The sequence below is a fragment of the Photobacterium piscicola genome (assembly GCF_900166965.1).
GTDB lineage: Bacteria > Pseudomonadota > Gammaproteobacteria > Enterobacterales > Vibrionaceae > Photobacterium > Photobacterium piscicola.
In genome coordinates this window covers 240,536-259,709 of record NZ_FUZI01000002.1, presented here as the reverse complement: position 1 = coordinate 259,709, position 19,174 = coordinate 240,536, and the positions used below count along the sequence as shown (strand labels likewise).

At 39.0% G+C, this 19,174-nt stretch carries 16 protein-coding genes and 2 tRNA genes; 15 read left to right on the top strand and 3 right to left on the bottom strand.

Annotated features, from left to right (window positions below; all coding sequences use genetic code 11):
- Window positions 1-67 precede the first annotated feature (67 nt).
- From tolB to nadA, 7 genes are all read left to right on the top strand, one after another.
- Window positions 68-1,393, top strand: a complete 1,326-nt coding sequence (tolB, locus tag CZ809_RS07400) for a Tol-Pal system beta propeller repeat protein TolB (RefSeq protein WP_498176762.1) — start codon at window positions 68-70, stop codon at window positions 1,391-1,393.
- 65 nt (window positions 1,394-1,458) lie between these two features.
- Window positions 1,459-2,028: a peptidoglycan-associated lipoprotein Pal gene (pal, locus tag CZ809_RS07395; protein ID WP_080156787.1), complete on the top strand. Its 570-nt coding sequence runs from the start codon at window positions 1,459-1,461 to the stop codon at window positions 2,026-2,028.
- Between the two features lie 21 nt (window positions 2,029-2,049).
- Window positions 2,050-2,778 carry a tol-pal system protein YbgF gene (gene ybgF / locus CZ809_RS07390; RefSeq protein ID WP_080156786.1) on the top strand — a complete coding sequence of 243 codons (729 nt, stop codon included), beginning with the start codon at window positions 2,050-2,052 and terminating at the stop codon, window positions 2,776-2,778.
- Window positions 2,779-3,018: 240 nt separating this feature from the next.
- Window positions 3,019-3,345 carry a hypothetical protein gene (locus CZ809_RS07385; protein WP_144396171.1) on the top strand — a complete coding sequence of 109 codons (327 nt, stop codon included), beginning with the start codon at window positions 3,019-3,021 and terminating at the stop codon, window positions 3,343-3,345.
- A 17-nt stretch (window positions 3,346-3,362) separates the two neighbouring features.
- Entirely contained in the window at window positions 3,363-3,683 is a 321-nt protein-coding gene (locus CZ809_RS07380) for a hypothetical protein (protein WP_080156784.1), read from the top strand.
- Between the two features lie 9 nt (window positions 3,684-3,692).
- On the top strand, window positions 3,693-4,070 hold the full coding sequence (locus tag CZ809_RS07375) for a hypothetical protein (RefSeq protein WP_080156783.1): 378 nt from the start codon (window positions 3,693-3,695) through the stop codon (window positions 4,068-4,070).
- A gap of 376 nt (window positions 4,071-4,446) precedes the next feature.
- Complete coding sequence (nadA, locus tag CZ809_RS07365) at window positions 4,447-5,508, top strand: quinolinate synthase NadA (RefSeq protein WP_080156781.1); 1,062 nt, start codon at window positions 4,447-4,449, stop codon at window positions 5,506-5,508.
- A gap of 99 nt (window positions 5,509-5,607) precedes the next feature.
- On the opposite strand, the gene CZ809_RS07360 is transcribed toward nadA, so the two are convergent.
- Entirely contained in the window at window positions 5,608-6,183 is a 576-nt protein-coding gene (locus CZ809_RS07360) for a UPF0149 family protein (RefSeq protein WP_080156780.1), read from the bottom strand.
- A gap of 301 nt (window positions 6,184-6,484) precedes the next feature.
- Between CZ809_RS07360 and CZ809_RS07355 the strand changes: the two genes are divergently transcribed.
- The 7 genes from CZ809_RS07355 to CZ809_RS07325 all read left to right on the top strand — a co-directional run bounded on the left by CZ809_RS07355 (window position 6,485) and on the right by CZ809_RS07325 (window position 13,325).
- Window positions 6,485-8,137, top strand: coding sequence for a LytS/YhcK type 5TM receptor domain-containing protein (locus CZ809_RS07355; RefSeq protein ID WP_235865854.1), 1,653 nt, complete (start codon window positions 6,485-6,487; stop codon window positions 8,135-8,137).
- A gap of 4 nt (window positions 8,138-8,141) precedes the next feature.
- Window positions 8,142-8,873, top strand: coding sequence for a LytR/AlgR family response regulator transcription factor (locus CZ809_RS07350; protein ID WP_080156779.1), 732 nt, complete (start codon window positions 8,142-8,144; stop codon window positions 8,871-8,873).
- Between the two features lie 189 nt (window positions 8,874-9,062).
- Window positions 9,063-10,262, top strand: a complete 1,200-nt coding sequence (locus CZ809_RS07345; RefSeq protein ID WP_080156778.1) for an L-lactate MFS transporter — start codon at window positions 9,063-9,065, stop codon at window positions 10,260-10,262.
- 315 nt (window positions 10,263-10,577) lie between these two features.
- Entirely contained in the window at window positions 10,578-11,033 is a 456-nt protein-coding gene (locus CZ809_RS07340; protein WP_080156777.1) for an L-alanine exporter AlaE, read from the top strand.
- Between the two features lie 214 nt (window positions 11,034-11,247).
- A tRNA-Ser gene (locus CZ809_RS07335) sits at window positions 11,248-11,335 on the top strand.
- Window positions 11,336-11,362: 27 nt separating this feature from the next.
- Window positions 11,363-11,453, top strand: a tRNA-Ser gene (locus tag CZ809_RS07330).
- 597 nt (window positions 11,454-12,050) lie between these two features.
- On the top strand, window positions 12,051-13,325 hold the full coding sequence (locus tag CZ809_RS07325; protein WP_080156776.1) for a DEAD/DEAH box helicase: 1,275 nt from the start codon (window positions 12,051-12,053) through the stop codon (window positions 13,323-13,325).
- A 118-nt stretch (window positions 13,326-13,443) separates the two neighbouring features.
- On the opposite strand, the gene CZ809_RS07320 is transcribed toward CZ809_RS07325, so the two are convergent.
- A complete protein-coding gene (locus tag CZ809_RS07320; RefSeq protein ID WP_080156775.1) occupies window positions 13,444-15,834 on the bottom strand; it encodes a GH92 family glycosyl hydrolase in 2,391 nt (796 codons plus the stop codon).
- Window positions 15,835-16,289: 455 nt separating this feature from the next.
- On the opposite strand from CZ809_RS07320, the gene yiaY reads away from it, so the two are divergent.
- Window positions 16,290-17,438 (top strand): L-threonine dehydrogenase, encoded by a 1,149-nt coding sequence (gene yiaY / locus CZ809_RS07315; RefSeq protein ID WP_080156774.1) that lies wholly within the window; start codon window positions 16,290-16,292, stop codon window positions 17,436-17,438.
- Window positions 17,439-17,547: 109 nt separating this feature from the next.
- Here the strand turns inward: yiaY and cls are convergent, their stop codons facing one another.
- A complete protein-coding gene (cls, locus tag CZ809_RS07310) occupies window positions 17,548-19,008 on the bottom strand; it encodes a cardiolipin synthase (RefSeq protein ID WP_080156773.1) in 1,461 nt (486 codons plus the stop codon).
- Between the last annotated feature and the right edge of the window lie 166 nt (window positions 19,009-19,174).

Here is a 19,174-nt window from a genome sequence, read left to right as displayed (position 1 = left end):
CATTGTTAAATACAGACTTTATTTTTGCCGCAACAATAGTTGCGGCTTTCGTAACTATAAGGAGCGATTGATGAAACGTTGGATGATAGGTATGTTTTTTGCCTTATTAAGCGTTAGCCAATTTGCACATGCAGCACTAGATTTAGTCATCACTGATGGTGTTGATTCCGCTCGCCCAATTGGTATTGTGCCTTTTGAATGGCAAGGCACAAATAAATTACCGACTGATATCTCAGCTGTTATAGCTTCTGATCTACAACGTAGTGGTAAATTTAGTCCAATAGCAAATAGTAAATTACCTCAACGTCCTTATAATGAAAGCCAAATTAATTATAGTGCTTGGACTAAATTAGGTGTTGATGCTGTCGTGACGGGGAGTATTACTCAAAATGCCGAAGGTAATTATGTCATTAGCTACCAATTGGTTGATATTGTTAAAGGTAAGTTGAATAGTGATGCTCAAGGTACCGCGAGTGATTACTTACTGTTAAATAACCGTGCTGTCGTAAAACCAAATCGTATGCGTCAATATGCACATCGTATCTCTGATATGGTTTATCAAAAGCTGACTGGTGAGCGTGGTGCATTTTTAACACGTATTGCTTATGTTGATGATAATCAAGGCGCGCAATTTCCGTATCAATTACGTGTTGCCGATTATGACGGTTATAACGAGCGTGTCGTTTTAAAATCAAAGCAACCATTGATGTCACCAGCATGGTCTCCTGATGGCAGTAAGTTAGCTTATGTAAGCTTTGAAAATGGTAAAGCTGAAATTTTCGTGCTGAATATTTATAAAGGCACGCGTGAGCTTATTGCTAACTACCCTCGTCATAATGGCTCACCACAATTCTCACCAGACGGCACTAAGCTAGCGATGGTGTTATCAAAGACAGGCAGTTTACAGATTTATATTAAAGATCTTAAAACAAAGCAATTACGTCAAATAACCCATGGACGTGCTAATAATACTGAAGAAATTTGGACGCCTGATGGTAAATCAATGTATTTCACGTCAGATCGTGGTGGACGCCCACAAATTTATCATCTTGATTTAGCCACAGGCGAGACACAACGTGTAACATGGCAAGGTAGCCAAAATATGGGGGCGCAAATTACCCCTGATGGTCGTTTTTTAGTGATGGTTAACCGTTCTGATAGTGGCTATAACATTGCTAAGCAAGACTTAAAAACTGGCGCCGTTCAGATTTTAACGAAAGCAAAATTAGCAGAATCACCAAGTATTGCACCTAACGGCAGTATGATTATTTATAGCTCAGCACAAAATAATAGTTATGAATTGTCTCTAGTGTCTATTGACGGTCGATTCCAAGCGCGTTTGCCTTCAACAAGTAAACGAGTACGTGCACCAGCTTGGGGTCCATTCCTATAATAGGATTATAGAACAATAATATATCCAATTAATGGGTATTACTGAATGATGAAGGATGAAAATAGATGCAACTTAACCGAATTTTAAAAGGCTTAGCCATTGCGTTACCAATGATGACATTGGCAGCATGTAGTTCAACAGACAGTGCTGGTACTTCTGCTGGATCTCAAAACCAAACTGGCAGTGTTGAAATGGGTGGTGTCGGTGGTCTTAATGGCGCAGGTCAAACCTCTATTTCTACATCGCTTTCTCAAAGTGGTGCGATGACTGAACAGCAATTGCATGAACAACAAATGCAAAAGTTGCGTCAAGAAGAGCAAACAGTATTCTTCAAATTTGATAACGCTGAAATTCAACCAGCATATCAAAACATGCTAGAAGCTCATGCTGAATACTTACGTAACCATCCAAATACAAAAGTGGTTGTTCAAGGCCATGCTGATGAACGTGGTACACCTGAATACAATATTGCATTGGGTGAACGTCGTGCCACCGCTGTTGCTCAATACCTGCAAGCGCTAGGTGTATCAGCAAATCAAATGTCTATCGTTAGTTATGGTGAAGAAAAACCACTATTGTTTGGACATACTGATGCGGATTATGCGAAAAACCGCCGTGCAGTGATCGTATACTAATTAAGATTTAGGTTGATAATTATGAACAGTAACAAAATAATGCGTCAGTTTGCATTAGTGTTGCTGGTTGGTGCGGCGACCCAAGTGGTCGCCGCGCCTGCTTCAGCGGCTAATTTACAAACATTAGAGCGTATGTTGGAAGCACAAGGGCAATCACAATTGCAGGTTCAACGTCAGCTAGATCAAATGTCAGTTGATATTGATGATATTCGTGGCAAAGTTGAACGTAATAGCTACGATATTAAGCAGATGAAAGAACGTCAACGACAGTTATATAAGGACGTTGATCAGTTAAGTCGTCAGCCTGCAAAAACAGCACCAGCAGCGAAAGAGACAGCCAAAGCACCGACAGAAGCCTACTCTAAAAATATGAGTGAGAATGATGCTTATCAAAATGCTGTGAATTTGATTTTGAAAAAGAAAGATTATCAAGGTGCAACCCAAGCATTTGAGTCTTTTTTAACTACTTACCCTGATTCTGTGTATAAGCCGAATGCGAGCTATTGGTTAGGTCAGTTGCATTTTTCTCAAAATGATTTAGCTCAAGCGGCAAAGAATTTTACAGTTGTTGCTAGTATTAAAGATTCAAGTAAACGGGCTGATGCATTGCTAAAGCTTGGTGTTATTGCTGAGCGTAACAATGATACTGTTAAAGCGATGTCTTACTATACGGAAGTTGAGAAAGAGTACCCCAACTCAACTAGCGCGAAGCAAGCACAGTCTGCGTTAACAAATTTATCAAAGCACTAAAATTGTTGTTTTAATATTTTAAAAACCTGCATTTTTTGTGGGTTTTTTTTTATCTTTTATTGGTTGTTAATAAGAGCTTATCGGCTTTTATTTGATGAATAATAGAAGGCTCAAAAATGCCCTTGTAATAATGAAAACTATCATGGAATTTACTGTTTTTTTTGGTATTATGCGCATCTATGAAATGAGTAGCTGTTGCTGCTCTATGTAATGTTATTACTATGGATAGTTGGAGTTATTTTGTTAAGTCAAAAAAAAATATTATGTTACTCATTGATCTCTATTTCTGGCTGGCTGTTTGCTGCTTATTTAATGTTTACACATCTAAATAATGATCGTAGTTTCATTAACGATAAGATCACCGAGAATGCTTACAATATTGTTTCCCAATCATTACAAGATAAAAAAACAGATCCAGAAATTATCGCGCAAATCCAAGAATGGTTTGCAAAAGGATGGACAGCTCAAACGGGTTCTGTCACTACAATTTGTGATAATGATCGTGACAAATTAAAACGTATTCTTTCTGATTCTGCCATCGTAACAATCTGCCGTTTACGTATATAACTACCGAGGTTATTTTTATGAATAAATTAATGTCGGTATTCTTAGTTTTATTGGCTTTGTCTGGGTGGATCACTGGAGGCATCTTTATGTATGGCGTAAAGATGAATCAAGAGAATGTCACTAAAATGGCAGGGGAGAATGCGTTTAATATTATTGATCAATCGCTGCACCATACCAATTCAGAAGCCGCTATCTTAGCTAAAATTAAGCAATGGAAACAAGATGGCTGGACAGCACAAACAGGCTCAATTACTACCTTATGTCAAAATGATCCTCAACGATTTAGTCATTGGGTTACTGTGAAGAATATTTCTAAAATTTGTGAACAGGCTCAATAGGTTAGATAAATGAATATCTTTATGATTGTGATGCTTATCTTTTTCTGTGTCATGACGGTTGTTTCTTATATCTATTTGTTGATGTCTTTTGATGAGAAAGAGCAACACTTATATTTTGATGACAAGACTAAAACCGTTTTTTGTGATGGTAAAAAAATAATTTCAGTACGTGATGGTAGTGGAAACTATCGATTCATAAAGTATATTTTTGAACATACAGATAGGCCTATTTCTGTTACCGAACTTGAGGCCCATGTTTTTTTTGGTCAAAACGTAAATATAGTAAAAGTGTTGAGTAATACTCATTTACCGAAAGAAATTATTAGCACGTTTTTTTGTGTTTCAAAAAATAGTCTAACATTTAAAAATAAAGCCTTTCTCAAGTGAGAAAGGCTTTTCGGCTTAATTTATAATAATGTGCCGTAAGGGCTAGCTTGATGATAGTTATAGACATTCATCAATGTCTCACCTCTTCTACAGGTAGTTAAATCAGTGCGTTACAGCGATAAGATATTATTTAATATAGTAAGCTTTAAAACTGTGATGCATATCAATAATATTTTTTCTGAGATGTTCTCAGAGAATTCTCAAAATAAAATTGATAAGTTTTCACTTTTATATATACGTCTTAGAAATATAATGCGCAAAAGTCGTATTTTATGTGTATGTGCTGTTATACAAGTGTCATTGGTTAATGATGATATTTCAAAAATCATGCGTATAATGATCAAACACGTAAGGAATGCTGACGAGCAAATGAATAATGAATATTACATTTGATCCATCGGAAATGGTCTATCCATTTCCACCTAAACCAGCGCTATTATCGGATAATGAAAAGCAGGTTTACATTACAAAAATCAAGCAACTGCTAAAGAGTAATAATGCAGTATTGATTGCACACTATTACACCGATCCCGAGATTCAGGCCCTAGCTGAAGCGACGGGTGGTTTTGTCGGTGATTCTCTTGAAATGGCGCGCTTTGGTAATCAACATTCAGCAACAACTTTGATTGTTTGCGGGGTGAGATTTATGGGCGAGTCAGCAAAAATATTAACCCCTGAAAAAAAAGTATTAATGCCAACCTTAGAGGCTGAATGTTCACTCGATCTTGGGTGTCCGGTTGATGCATTTACGGCGTTTTGTGATCAGCATCCTGATCATACTGTAGTGGTTTATGCAAATACTTCTGCCGCAGTGAAAGCACGGGCTGATTGGGTAGTAACATCGAGTATCGCGTTAGAAATTATTGATCATCTCGATAGCGAAGGTTGTAAAATCATTTGGGGCCCAGATCGCCATCTTGGTGGTTATATTCAAAAGCAAACTGGCGCTGAAATGTTACTGTGGCAAGGGGAGTGTATTGTGCATGATGAGTTTTCAGCACAAGCGCTAAAACAGATGAAGCATCTACACCCTGACGCGGCTATTTTGGTGCACCCTGAATCACCAGCTAGTGTAGTTGCACTAGCAGATGCTGTTGGTTCAACGAGTCAATTAATAAAAGCAGCAACAACATTACCGCAAACTAAATTAATTGTGGCAACCGATAAAGGTATCTTCTTTAAGATGCAGCAAATGGTGCCAAATAAAGAATTAATTGAAGCGCCAACAGCGGGGGCTGGGGCGACATGTCGTAGCTGTGCACATTGCCCGTGGATGGCGATGAATGGTTTGAAAGCCATTTATACAGCTTTAGCTGAAGGTGGTCAGCAACATGAAATTTTTGTTGATGAAGCTATTCGAGTGAAATCACTTGTTCCACTCAACAGAATGTTAGATTTTGCAGCTGAGTTACAATTAAAAGTAAAAGGTAATGCGTAAGTAATTACTTACTGTAACAAAAGAAAAGGCGATCCGTTCTGATACTCATTTGAGTTAACAGAATCGATTCGCCTTTTTTATTGCTATTTCAGTCAACTATTACTGGGCGGCAACTAATTGTGCCCCACGTTGTGTTAGGCCACATAGCATAACGGGAATCGCGTTGAAGATTTCTTCAAACTGCGCCAATGCGTCTGCGTTTTGTTCTTTAAGTGCTTCTAATGCTGTTTCAGGATCAAATAACAAGCTAAAAGAAAGTAATACGCCACCAAGTAGGGCATTATCTTCACTTTCTGGCGGCATTATTGTCTCCCAGTCATCACGTGCTAATTGCCAACCTTGTAACATACCTTCACAGAAGTTGCTGGTTACTTCGGTAACAATCTGACTATCGTCTAATGCACAGCCTTCAGGCCATTGCCAAGTGCTTTCAAATAATGCAGCGCGAGCTTCGTTCCAGATTGCAATGATTGCTTTTGCGTAATTTTCTAAGTCTTCATGGTTATCGAAAGGTGATGTTTCTTCGCCACCCCACATAAACGCTAACCATTCTGTAGGATCAATCAGGTGTGGTGCTGCTGCCATGGCAGTAACAAAGCCACGAGTTTGTGATTCAGATAGCAATTGATCTGCTAGTTGAGAGTTTTCCAGGATAGTACTTAGTTGTGAAGGCATAAAACAATCTCAGCTTAATAATGATTAAGTGTTCAGGTGCGTTAACTATACATGCATGACTGAACTTTATACCACTATTGTAACAGTCTCTTGGTAACAACCTAGTAATGGTCAAAGATATTTATCATCTTGTGTCAAAAAAGACGGACAAAGTGCAGTTGCTGACATTAAATTGCTTATTGTTGATTTTAATTAAAACATGAAGCTTTCACTAATAACATAATTCTTAATTGGGTAATGTCTTTGCGGTATTAAACCGGTTTAAGTGTCTCATAATTTTACTTATGGTTAAGGTGAAGCAATGTATAGCGAACAGTTTATGATGTTATTGGCCGTATTTGAGCGCGCCGCCTTAATGTTGATGACATTATTTTTATTAACGCGTACCCAATTGTTTCAATCTATCGTTAAGAAAACCCATCGACGGCCTGTTGAAACCGCGATGATCTCTGCATTGTTTATTATATTTGCGGTGTTTAGTACTTATACAGGTTTAAATGTTGATGGTTCACTGGTTAATGTACGTATTATTGCAGTGTTATCTGGTGGTATTATTTTTGGGCCATGGATAGGTATTCCTGCGGGTATTATTGCGGGCATTCACCGTTATTTAATTGATATTGATGGTCCTACATCAGTAGCGTGCTTAATCACGAGTATTTTTGCTGGTTTATTAGCAACCTGGATTCATTGTAAATGTGCTAAAAAAAATTATGCCCAATTAGGTATTTTGGCGGGAATGTGCTGTGAAATACTGACGATGGTATTGATTGTGTTGCTATCACACAATAAAACACTGGCTTACAATATTGTGACACATATTAGTTTCCCTATGATCCTTGGTACATTATCGATTGGGTTAATTATTAAATTAGTCCAAGATCTCGATGAAGAGCAAGATCTTATTGCCGCTCAACAAGCAAAGCTAGCCCTTGATATTGCGAATAAAACCTTACCTTATTTTCGTATTAACAACCGTAATGCCCTACAAAAAGTATGCAGTATTATTCGGTTTTATACGGATGCTGACGCTGTAGCAATTACTAATACGCAAGATGTACGTGCTTATGTTGGTCGTGGGGAAGAGCACTTTTTAGATGCGCACCATAAAATCAGCCAAATGACTCGCCAAGCAGTAGAAAGTGGTGAACAAATAATAAGTAATAACCTCAATGTACATAATTTTCATTCATTACTGATTATTCCACTTTGGGAAAATGGTGAGGTAAGTGGCACGCTTAAAATATTTTATTGTCAGCCAGATCATATTCGAATGTCATTGCGTGAAATGGCGATTGGTTTATCACAAATCATATCTACCCAGATGGAGGTTTCACGTATTGAACAGCTAAAGCAAATGGCAGCAAAAGCCGAGTTTTCAGCCCTGCAAAGTAAAATAAATCCGCACTTTTTATTTAATGCACTTAACGCTATTTCAACGTTAATTCGTATTCGTCCAGATGAAGCTCGGCAGCTGATTGCAAATTTAGCCGATTTTCTACGTTACAATTTAGAACGAGATGTTGAATTGATTGATATTCAAGAAGAAATCCAACAAGTTCGAGATTATGTCGCTATTGAACAAGCACGTTTTGGTTCAAAACTAGAGGTGGAATTTGATATTGATGATGTCCATCCTCGCATACCATGCTTATTGATTCAGCCATTAGTTGAAAATGCTATTTTACATGGTATTCAACCTTCTCGTGTGGCTGGAAAAGTTGTTATTTCAGTAAAGAGAAGAGTGGATGATGTGGCGATTACGATCACTGATACTGGTGTTGGTATAAGTCAAAAAATAATCGATAAATTATACCAAAGCAAAATAGATTCACACCATATTGGACTCAATAATGTCCACCAACGGTTATTATTACTCTATAGCGATGGACTGCATATTAGTCGGCTTGAGCAAGGAACTAGTATGCAATTTTTTGTAAAAGAACAGGATTGATATCATGCAACTAAATGCCTTGATCGTGGAAGATGAATATCTTGCTCGTGAAGAGTTAACTTATTTAATTGAAAAACATAGCACTATTAATATTGTTGCTGCGTTTGATGATGGACTGGATGCCTTTAAATTTTTACAATCTAACAAGGTTGATGTTGTTTTTTTAGATATTAATGTTCCATCAATTGATGGCATGTTGTTAGCGCGTAATATTGCTCAATTTTCTCATAAGCCTCAAATCGTATTTACAACAGCTTATAAAGAATATGCAGTCGATGCTTTTGAATTAGAAGCGGTTGATTATTTATTGAAGCCACTTAACGAGCAGCGAGTAATCGGCTTATTAGCTAAGTTACAGGCGCGGGCTCAAGAACAAGAACCCCCGCAAGTTACGACAAATATACGTAGTCATACTATTAATTTAATGCTTAATAATCATATTCATGTTACTGCGATTAGTGATATTTGCTGTGCCATTGCTAATGAAAAAGTGACCCATGTTTATACTGCTGAAGGGTGTTTTGTGGCACCGATTACGATAAGTGAATTAATGCTACGTTTACCAACGAGTGATTTTTTCCGTTGCCACCGATCTTACTGCATAAACATTAATGATGTTAAAGAGATCATTCCATGGGTTAATAGTACTTATATGATCAAATTAGCCCATGTTGAGCCGCATATTCCTGTGAGTCGTAGTAATCTAAAAGCTTTTCGGTGTTTAATGCAGTTGTAAATGCTAACTAATGATTAGCGGCAAAATGCATTTCATGCCGCTATATTGCATTTTATTCCTCATACGTTACCACTGATTTTATTGTTTTTTTACCCTCTTGTTATCTATGGTTATTGTCGTATTTTGGTGAACAGCAGCAAGGCAATCTGCAATATGGCCTTGAGTATTTCACCAAAAAAGGATGTCACCATGACCAATCAACTTACCAGTCGCAGCCGTTATTTTACGTTGCTGGGTACCATCATTACTCAGTTTGCTTTGGGTTCAGTTTATACATGGAGTTTATTTAACGCTCAGCTTGCAGGTAAATTATCTGAGCCAGTCAGTCGTGTTGCTTTTTCTTTCGGTATTATGAGTTTAGCCTTGGCGGTTGCATCATCAATGGCGGGTAAAATGCAAGAACGGTTTGGGGTGCGTAATGTCACTCTTGGTGCTGGCATTTTACTAGGGGCAAGTTTATTACTCACAGCGCATGCTACCAATATTTGGTTGTTATATATATTTGCTGGCCTGTTAATTGGTTTTGCTGACGGTACCGGGTACTTAATGACCTTGTCTAATTGCGTAAAATTCTTTCCTGAGCGTAAAGGGTTAATTTCAGCCTGTGCTATTGGTGCATATGGTTTAGGTAGTTTAGGTTTTAAATTTATTAATATGTATTTTCTTGAGCATAATGGTTTAGAAAGTACCTTTGATTACTGGGGCATTATTGCAATGGTCATGGTTATCATTGGTGGCTTAATGATGAAAGATGCACCTAAACAACAAGTATCTGCCACAGAATCTGCTGCTGAAGTGCGTGATTTTAGTCTTTCACAATCTATGAAATGTCCACAGTTTTGGATGCTTGCTTTAGTTTTCTTGACTGTTTGTATGAGTGGTCTGTATGTCATTGGTGTTGCCAAAGATATTGGCCAGGGTTACGTACACTTATCATTAGACGTTGCTGCTGCCAGTGTTGCTATTATCGCTATTGCTAATCTAAGTGGACGCTTAGTGTTAGGTGTTCTATCTGATAAAATGGCACGTACAAAGGTTGTGGCTATTTCATTAGTGGTGTGTTTAACCGGCGTGTGCGCATTACTATTTGCTCATCAAAGCCAGATGAGTTTTTATATTGCGGTTGCCTGCATTGCCTTTAGTTTTGGCGGCACAATCACCGTATTCCCTTCATTAGTGAGTGATTTCTTTGGTCTAAACAATCTGACTAAAAATTACGGTATCATTTACTTAGGGTTTGGTGTCGGTAGTTTTATTGGTTCGATTGTTGCTTCTATCTTTGGTGGTTTTATTGCGACGTTCTATTTAATGTTTGTCTTATTAATTGTTTCACTCATTATCGCACTAACCATTAAGTTACCTAAATTACCGCAGTCATCTTTAGCGTAATAAGTTAGATAAATACATACAAATAACTAATCCGAATTTAGTGTTAAATTCGGATTTTCACTTGTTGCTATTTTGTTATATCAAAGAAATTAACAGTGACAATTAAATGCTTTAATGGTTACTTTTATACCAGATAAAAAACCTATTTTTAACCAAAATAGCAGTTATTTACTCGAAACCAATATTAAATACAGAACCTTATTTTATGTAAAAGCTGTTCTAATGCGCACATAAACTGCATGGTGTTAGTTAGATAGCTTTAAGTAACGTTAACCATGATAATGCTGGTCGATTTTGCTAGAGTAAGGGGAGTGAATGTCTGTTGTTAAAGTGCCATTTAAGGTTAGAAATGCCGCTGCGGATATATTTGCAATGGTGGTGTTTAGCTTTGTTACTGGAATGATGATTGAAGTTTTTATTTCAGGGATGTCGTTTGAACAGTCATTAGCATCGCGTACGTTATCGATACCGATTAATATTGCGATTGCATGGCCCTATGGCATGTTCCGTGATTATATTATTGGTTGTGGCCGTAGGTTATCTCCTGCACGATGGATGAAAGGTATATCAGATATGGTGGCCTATGTTGTGTTTCAGTCACCTATCTACGCGTGTATTCTATTTGCTGTAGGCGCAAATAAAGAACAAGTTATTGCCGCGGTAATGAGTAACATCTTAGTGTCAGGCGCACTAGGCGTCGTTTATGGTCAGTTTCTTGAGTTATGCCGCAGAATGTTCCGTGTTACTGCGTGCGCTCAACCAACAATTTAAATAGTTTTTACCGTTATTTGAATTTAACAAAAGCACCCATGAGGTGCTTTTGTTGTTTTTAAAGAGGAGAAATTAGAGATTTTGGTACAAGAACAGTGCAATTCGCAGTATAAGTCGGCAAATAGAAAAAACTCACATAAAAACCCTTGACCCTGATCCCATAAATCAATATATTACACGCCGTCGACAAGCAAAGCGTTGTTGGCAACAATGTGGTGAGGTGTCCGAGTGGCTGAAGGAGCACGCCTGGAAAGTGTGTATACGGCAACGTATCGAGGGTTCGAATCCCTCCCTCACCGCCATATCTCTTTTAAAGAGATATAAAAATTGGAGAGATGGCTGAGCGGTTGAAAGCACTGGTCTTGAAAACCAGCATACGTTTATAGCGTATCTAGGGTTCAAATCCCTATCTCTCCGCCACATTCAAGAAAGCCGTTAGCGAAAGTTAACGGCTTTTTTACGTCTGAATGAAAGTGGGTGATTAGACCGAGTAAGTAAAGCAGGGTTCAAATCCGCTAATCCTCGAAGCAGCTCCGCCACATTCAAGAAAGCCGTTAACGAAAGTTAACGGCTTTTTTACGTCTGAATGAAAATGGGTGTTTAGTCCGAGTAAGTAAAGCAGGGTTCAAATCCGCTAATCCTCGAAGCAGCTCCGCCACATTCAAGAAAGCCGCGAACGAAAGTTAGCGGCTTTTTTACGTCTGAACTTTCCCCCGTCATTCCCTACAGTGAGGTTACGAACGAGATAGGGAATCTACTATTAGCATGTCGTAAGGTTACTGTTTACGTTGATGTTTAAGCATATTTTTATTGGCATCTTTAATGCTCAATGGCGTGATGAATAGATCACGGATAGCTCATGCTTCGCTTTCGAGATGACAGACAATAACCCGTCAAATAGCCCATAAACCCTCCACAAATACATCCGTCATCCCCATAAAGGAATATCACTAACTGAGTACAGGCTAAATAAGCTAAAATGACAGCAATTATTTTAGTTTTGAGCCCTGTATATTAATGACCACTATTACAACACCAGCCAACTTTGCAGAACTTGGCCTTATTTCGCCTTTGTTAGCACGATTAACGGAGCTGGAATATCAACAGCCAACGCCTATTCAAGCACAAGCTATTCCGAGTGTATTAGCGGGACGTGACTTAATTGCGGGGGCAAATACAGGTTCAGGCAAAACGGCAACCTTTGCTTTGCCGTTGTTACAACAGTTACATCAAACTAAAGCCTCTGAGAATAAAAATGCGAAAGGTAATTATGTTACTGGTCTTGTTTTAGTTCCCACCCGTGAGCTGGCAAAACAAGTTGCAGATAGCATTAAATCTTATGCGACACATTTCAACGGTGCTATTAAAACGGTTGCTGTGTTTGGTGGCGTATCAGCTAACACCCAAATGCTAGCTCTACGTGGCGGCACTGATATTTTAGTAGCAACTCCAGGTCGCTTATTAGATTTGATTTCAAGTAATGCCATAAAACTTGATCGGGTTAAAACCTTAGTACTTGATGAAGCCGATCGTATGTTAAGTCTTGGCTTTACTGAAGAGTTGTCTGCGTTACTAGCGTTATTACCTAATAACAAGCAAACATTATTATTTTCAGCGACGTTTCCTGAACAAGTTAAGCTATTAACTCAAGCATTACTTAACGATCCTGTTGAACTGCAACTACAAAGTGTCGATGCAAGCACATTAGTACAACGTGTTTTCACGGTTAATAAGGGCGAGAAAACCGCAGTATTAGCTCATTTAATTAAACAACATCAATGGCGTCAGGCGCTTATTTTTGTTAATGCTAAAAATAGCTGTGAGCACTTAGCGGATAAACTGTCTAAGCGTGGCATTATCGCTGAAGTATTCCACGGTGATCGCGGCCAAGGTGCGCGTACTCGAGTATTAGAAGCGTTTAAGTCAGGTGAAATTGACGTATTAATTGCCACAGACATTGCTGCTCGTGGTCTTGATATTGAAAAACTGCCAGTGGTGATTAACTTTGATTTACCACGTAGCCCAGCAGATTATATGCACCGCATTGGTCGTAGTGGTCGTGCTGGTGAAGTTGGTCTAGCACTGTCATTGATCGATTATGAAGACAGCCATCACTTTAAGGTTATTGAGAAGAAGAATAAAGTTCGACTTGAGCGTGAACAAGTTGAAGGTTTTGAAGTTGATGAATCAGAAGCTTTATTAGCAGTAGAAAAGCCAATGGCAAAACCTGAAGGTACGGGTAAAAAGAAACGTAAAAACAAACCAGCACCTATTGACGACTTCTGGTCATAAGACGAATCATTAGACTGATCGCTTGTTGTTATTAATACATTAACTAAAAAATCCCTCGCTAGCCATAACGAGGGATTTTTTTATGGTACTAATAATGGTGTGAGTTGCAACGGTTTACTTAGTTAAGTCGGGCTGCCATTGCTTGTGATTTATCAGCAGTCATTACAAAGTGAAGTGTTCCACCTGCTTTTATTTCACTGTGCTCAAAGCTATTAAATACATTCAGAGGTTTACCGTTAATCAGTACAGATTTCACATACTTATTGTCACTGCTATTATTATCAGCCGTGATGGTGAAATCACCCGTTGGTAGTTTGATTTTTACCTCATCAAAAATAGGGCGACCAATGGTGTAAGTTGGATCCGTTGGTGTTACCTGATAGAAGCCCATTGCCGACATAATGTACCATGCTGACATTTGACCGACGTCTTCATTACCAATGATACCGTCAGGGGTTGGCTTATAGAATTCCTTGTAAACTCTATCGAGGTATTCTTGGGTTTTCCAAGACTCATTGGTACGGTTATATAAGTAAATCACGTGGTGTGATGGCTCGTTACCGTGAATATATTGCCCAATAAAGCCGGTCATATCTTGATGGTTTTCACCGCCATTGGCATCGGCTGTGAATAAATCATTCAACTTAGTATTAAATCCTTCAGTGCCGCCCATGACCTCGGTTAGCTTGTCAATATCTTGCATGAACGTCCACTGCCATTGCCACGCATTACCTTCAGTGTACCAATAAGCATCAGAGCTATATGGATTAAAGACATCAGAAGCGAATTCTTTTTCACAACTGTTTAATTTCACCGGTACAAAGAAACCTGCGTCTTTATCCCAATGATTTAAAGACCAATAGGCGCGATCGTTAAACTCTTTATAAGCGGCGTCATCACCGGCTACTTTTGCCATTTGAGCAATTGTCCAGTCATAGTATGAAAACTCTAAAGCATAAGAGACTGAGTTCCAGTTAGGTAAACCAACGCACTTATCACGTTCGTAATAACTTAACTGACCTGCCATCACGGCTTGCAAAGTATGATCAGGAATTTGAGGGAAGTCATATGGACGGTAATAAGCTGATTTCTTTGCCGCTTCTAAGGCATCTTTAGCATTAACATCAAGACCTTTGACGACCGCATCACCAATAATCGCGGTGGCAGGATAGCCAATCATAGTACCCGTTTCTTCACCATAACCTTCCCACTTTGGCAGTAGTCCTGTTTCTTGTGATTTACGGATCAAGTCATTAGCTAAGTCAGTTGCATGTTGCGGATTAGTAATGGTTAGCAAGGGGTGAACAGCACGGAAAGTATCCCATGTTGAATAAACAGAATAGTTTTTATAACCGTCTGCTTGACGAACACTGCCCAGTAAGTCGCGGTAACGACCATCAACATCTTGATATTCAACCGGGGCAATCATTGCGTGATACATCGCAGTGTAGAAATTGGTTTTCTCAGCGTCAGAACCGCCTTTTACTTGAACCGTAGCCAGTTCTTTTGCCCAAGCAAGTTCAGCATTGGCTTTAACGTTAGCAAAATTATAGGTTGGCGTTTCGGCTGCTAAGTTCTTTTGTGCGCCATCCCAATCGACAGGAGAGAGAGCGACACGCATTTCAATCGGTTGATCACCTTTACCAAAATCAAGGTAAGTGATTTGTTCTTTATTTGGACTATTGATTGAGCCGTAAACTGCGCCCATTTGCATGTCCATTGCTTCGCCACCATCACGAGCAATCAATGCATGAGCAATTGGTTGATTAAATTGGGCATAGAAGAAGATATCTTGACCTTGGAACCAACCTGTAGAAACACGACGACCCCGAATGGTGTATTCATCAACCAATTCAACCCGGTTTTGTAGAGATTCACCATTATTGGCGGCTAGCGTGTGGGCAAGGTCAAGTTTGATTTTACGATCAGCGCCTTGCTGATAGGTATAACGATGGACACCGACACGGGTTGTGGTGGTTAATTCTGCTTTAATGTTGCCATTATTTAATACCACGGAGTAGTAACCTGGTGATGCGGTTTCAGTTGCTTTATCAAAGGCATTATTTTCACGGTTAGCGTCATCAGAATACGGTAACACCAGAATATCACCAAGATCTGTTGCCCCTGTGCCTGAAAGGTGGGTGTGAGAAAAACCATAAATATTTAAATCTGTTGCTAACACATCCCCTGCAACGTAATCACTTGCATCCCAATAACCTGATGCTGAATGCCATGGGTTTTGACCTGTTTCAGTATCGGTATTCGTCCCTTTAAAGGTATCTGGACTTAATTGCACCATACCGCGAGGCACTACGGCACCGGGGAATGTGTGTCCTGACGCTGCAGTACCAATCATAGGATCAATATAGTTTAAAACGCCCATATCAATAATGGGTGTTGCCGGTAGGGTGACTTCAGCTTGGGTTTGATTATTGTTGTCGTTATTACACCCAAATAAGCCTAATGACAAGACCAGTGAAATAGCAATTGGAGTCAATTTAAACGTCATAATGTTCCACCTAACAAATATGTAGTGCAGGAATTTTCACATCGACCAAGAGTGAACATTCTCAAGAGGTAAGAGTAATAAGATGCTGTGTTAATCGCATAGTAGGGGGGAATCACTGTGGTAGTAAGATGATAAAACAATCATTTACTGGACTTTTGTACCGATTAAATTGAAACGTGATACTGCTTCATGGGGCGTTTAAGCAGAAATAATGTTTCCTTGATGAATTATATTGTTCGTGTGGATAAACAATATAATGATCGTTTTGCGATCTAGTTCATATTCTTGTGGATAAGTTGCAATGTTTTTTCAATGCTTGTTTTAGATCAAATAGATTTTTAAAACAAAGGCGTAAAAATACCAAAGAGGAATTAGTTGGTAGTGCCATTAATTAAATATGTTTTATAAGAAAGACCAATTTGATAATGAGTATTTGAAAAATAAGGTAAGTTATTATGAGCAGTGCATTTTATATCCCAAGTGTTAATTTTATGGGTGCTGGTTGTTTAACAGAAGCGGCAGATGCAATTAAGGCACATGGCTTTAAAAAAGCATTAATCGTAACGGATAAAGTATTAAACGAAATTGGTGTGGTTTCGCAAGTTGCGGTGCTATTAACTGAGCGTGGAATTGATTCAGTTGTTTACGCTGGTACTCAACCAAACCCAACTATTACTAATGTTGATCAAGGTTTAACACTGTTAAAAGATAACGGCTGTGACTTTGTTATTTCATTAGGTGGCGGCTCTCCTCACGATTGTGCAAAAGGTATTGCGCTATTAGCCGCGAATGGTGGTCAAATTGGTGATTATGAAGGTGTTGACCGTTCTGCAAAACCACAACTACCTGTTGTCGCTATTAATACCACCGCGGGTACTGCTTCTGAAATGACCCGTTTCTGTATTATTACAGATGAAGCGCGTCATATTAAAATGGCCATTGTTGATAAGAACACCACGCCGCTAATGTCAGTTAATGATCCGAAATTAATGCTAGCAAAACCCGCATCATTAACCGCAGCAACGGGTATGGACGCATTAACTCACGCTATTGAAGCTTATGTTTCTATTGCAGCTACACCAATCACGGATGCTGTTGCTATTAAAGCAATAGAACTGATTGAAGCCAACTTACGTACCGCTGTTAAAGATGGTCAAAACTTAAATGCGCGTGAGCAAATGGCTTATGCACAATTTATGGCAGGTATGGCATTTAACAATGCATCACTAGGTTATGTTCACGCAATGGCGCACCAGTTAGGCGGTTTTTATAATCTGCCACACGGCGTATGTAACGCTGTATTGTTGCCACATGTTCAACGTTATAACGCACAAGTTTGTCCTGAGCGTTTACGTGATGTTGCTGCTGCTATGGGTGTGAATGTGAATGAAATGACACCACAACAAGGCGCAGATGCTGCAATTGATGCAATCATGGCACTATCTCAAGATGTAGGTATTCCTGCGGGCTTAAAAGAGCTTAATGTGAAAGCTGAAGATGTTTCATTGTTAGCGGATAATGCATTAAAAGATGCGTGTGGTTTTACTAATCCTAAGCAAGCAACACATGAAGAAATTTCACAAATCTTTATGGCTGCAATGTAGTAATTACTAATATTACTACACATAATGCATAAAAAACGCCTCACTAGTTGAGGCGTTTTTGTTTTTATGTTTAAGCTATTATCGATTTATTATCAGTACATTAACTATATTATAATAATGGACTAAACATATAGAAGAAGCGTTCACCAAATTTATTACGTACTGAACGTTTTTCCCATTGCTCTTTATCTACAGGCTCTGAGTCGGCAATGTAACTTTGCTGCAATTGGCTTAGTTTATGAGTGAATTCAAGATTATCCACCGCCATTGTGACTTCAAAATTAAGCCATAAACTGCGCATATCAAGGTTAACCGTACCGATTAAGCAGTGAGTATCATCAATCACTACTGATTTAGTGTGTAATAGGCCGCCATGAAAACGATGAATATGTACCCCTGATTTCAATAAATCACTAAAGAAAGAACGACTTGCCCATTCAACCATAGTCGAATCGTTTTTATCGGGTAGTACAATATGAACATCAATATTACGTTCAGCGGCACCTTTCATTGCGTGCAATAAGTGTTCACTTGGCACAAAGTAAGGTGTGGTGATAACAATACTTTTCTTTGCTTGGTAAATACTTAATAGCAACACCTGATGGATAATGTCATCGGGCATACCCGGACCTGAAGGGATCACTTGTACAGTGTCATACTGTGGTTCGTCTTCAGTTGGTATTTGACACGTTGGTAATGGTGGTAAAAAACGTTGTCCCGTCTCAACTTCCCAATCCCATGCTTGAATACAATTAAGCACCGAAACCGTAGGGCCACTGATTCTTACCATGACATCGACCCATTGACCGACTCCTGCATCAACTTTAAAGAAAGCAGGATCAACTAAGTTCATTGAACCTGTATAAGCAATGTTGTCATCAATAACCACTATTTTGCGGTGTTGACGTAAATCTAGGCGGCGTAAGAACATGCGGAACGGTGAAACTGCCAGTGCTTCGATAAGTTCAATACCCGCACCGCGAATGAGTTTCGGCCAATGAGAACGGAAAAAACGCATGCTACCAGCAGAATCAAGCAATACGCGAACTCTAATACCACGCTTTGCCGCTTTGATCAGGGCCACACCCACTTCATCAGCAAGGCCGCCTGGATTCCAGATATAAAATTCTAAATGAATCGAATCTTGAGCGTTATTTATATCATCGATAAGCGCCCGTAAAATCTCATCGGTTGATGATTTTAATGATAGATGATTGCCGACTAAACCGGGTAATCCAAAACGATTTTCACACAGATCGTTGATTGGCTTTGCAACATCACTCATTTTTTGAGGCATGTGCCCTGGGCAATCAGTCAGGCATTGAAACCAGCTTTCAAACGGGAAAAACATTTCACGCGCGCGTTCAGCCCGTTTTTTTCCTAAATTAAGTTCGCCAAATAGCAGGTAGGCAATAACACCACCAATAGGGACGATATAAATAATCATCATCCATGCGAGGGAGACACCAACAGCTCGACGTTTGAAGACTACGCGTACAGTGACAGCGGCAATTAACAGCCAATAGGCGAAAATGCCGATCCACGTTAAGATTTGATAAAACTGTTCCATCGAATGACTTCATCAATATATAAATACAATTTGTATGTATAGTGCATTGAAATGAGAAAAAAACCTAATATTCAGTGCTCATTAATGCTTATGTTGAATGATCAAGGTTATTTTTGAGGAATCATTACCATTTTGATATAAAAAATAGCTGCTTAATAATGGACCG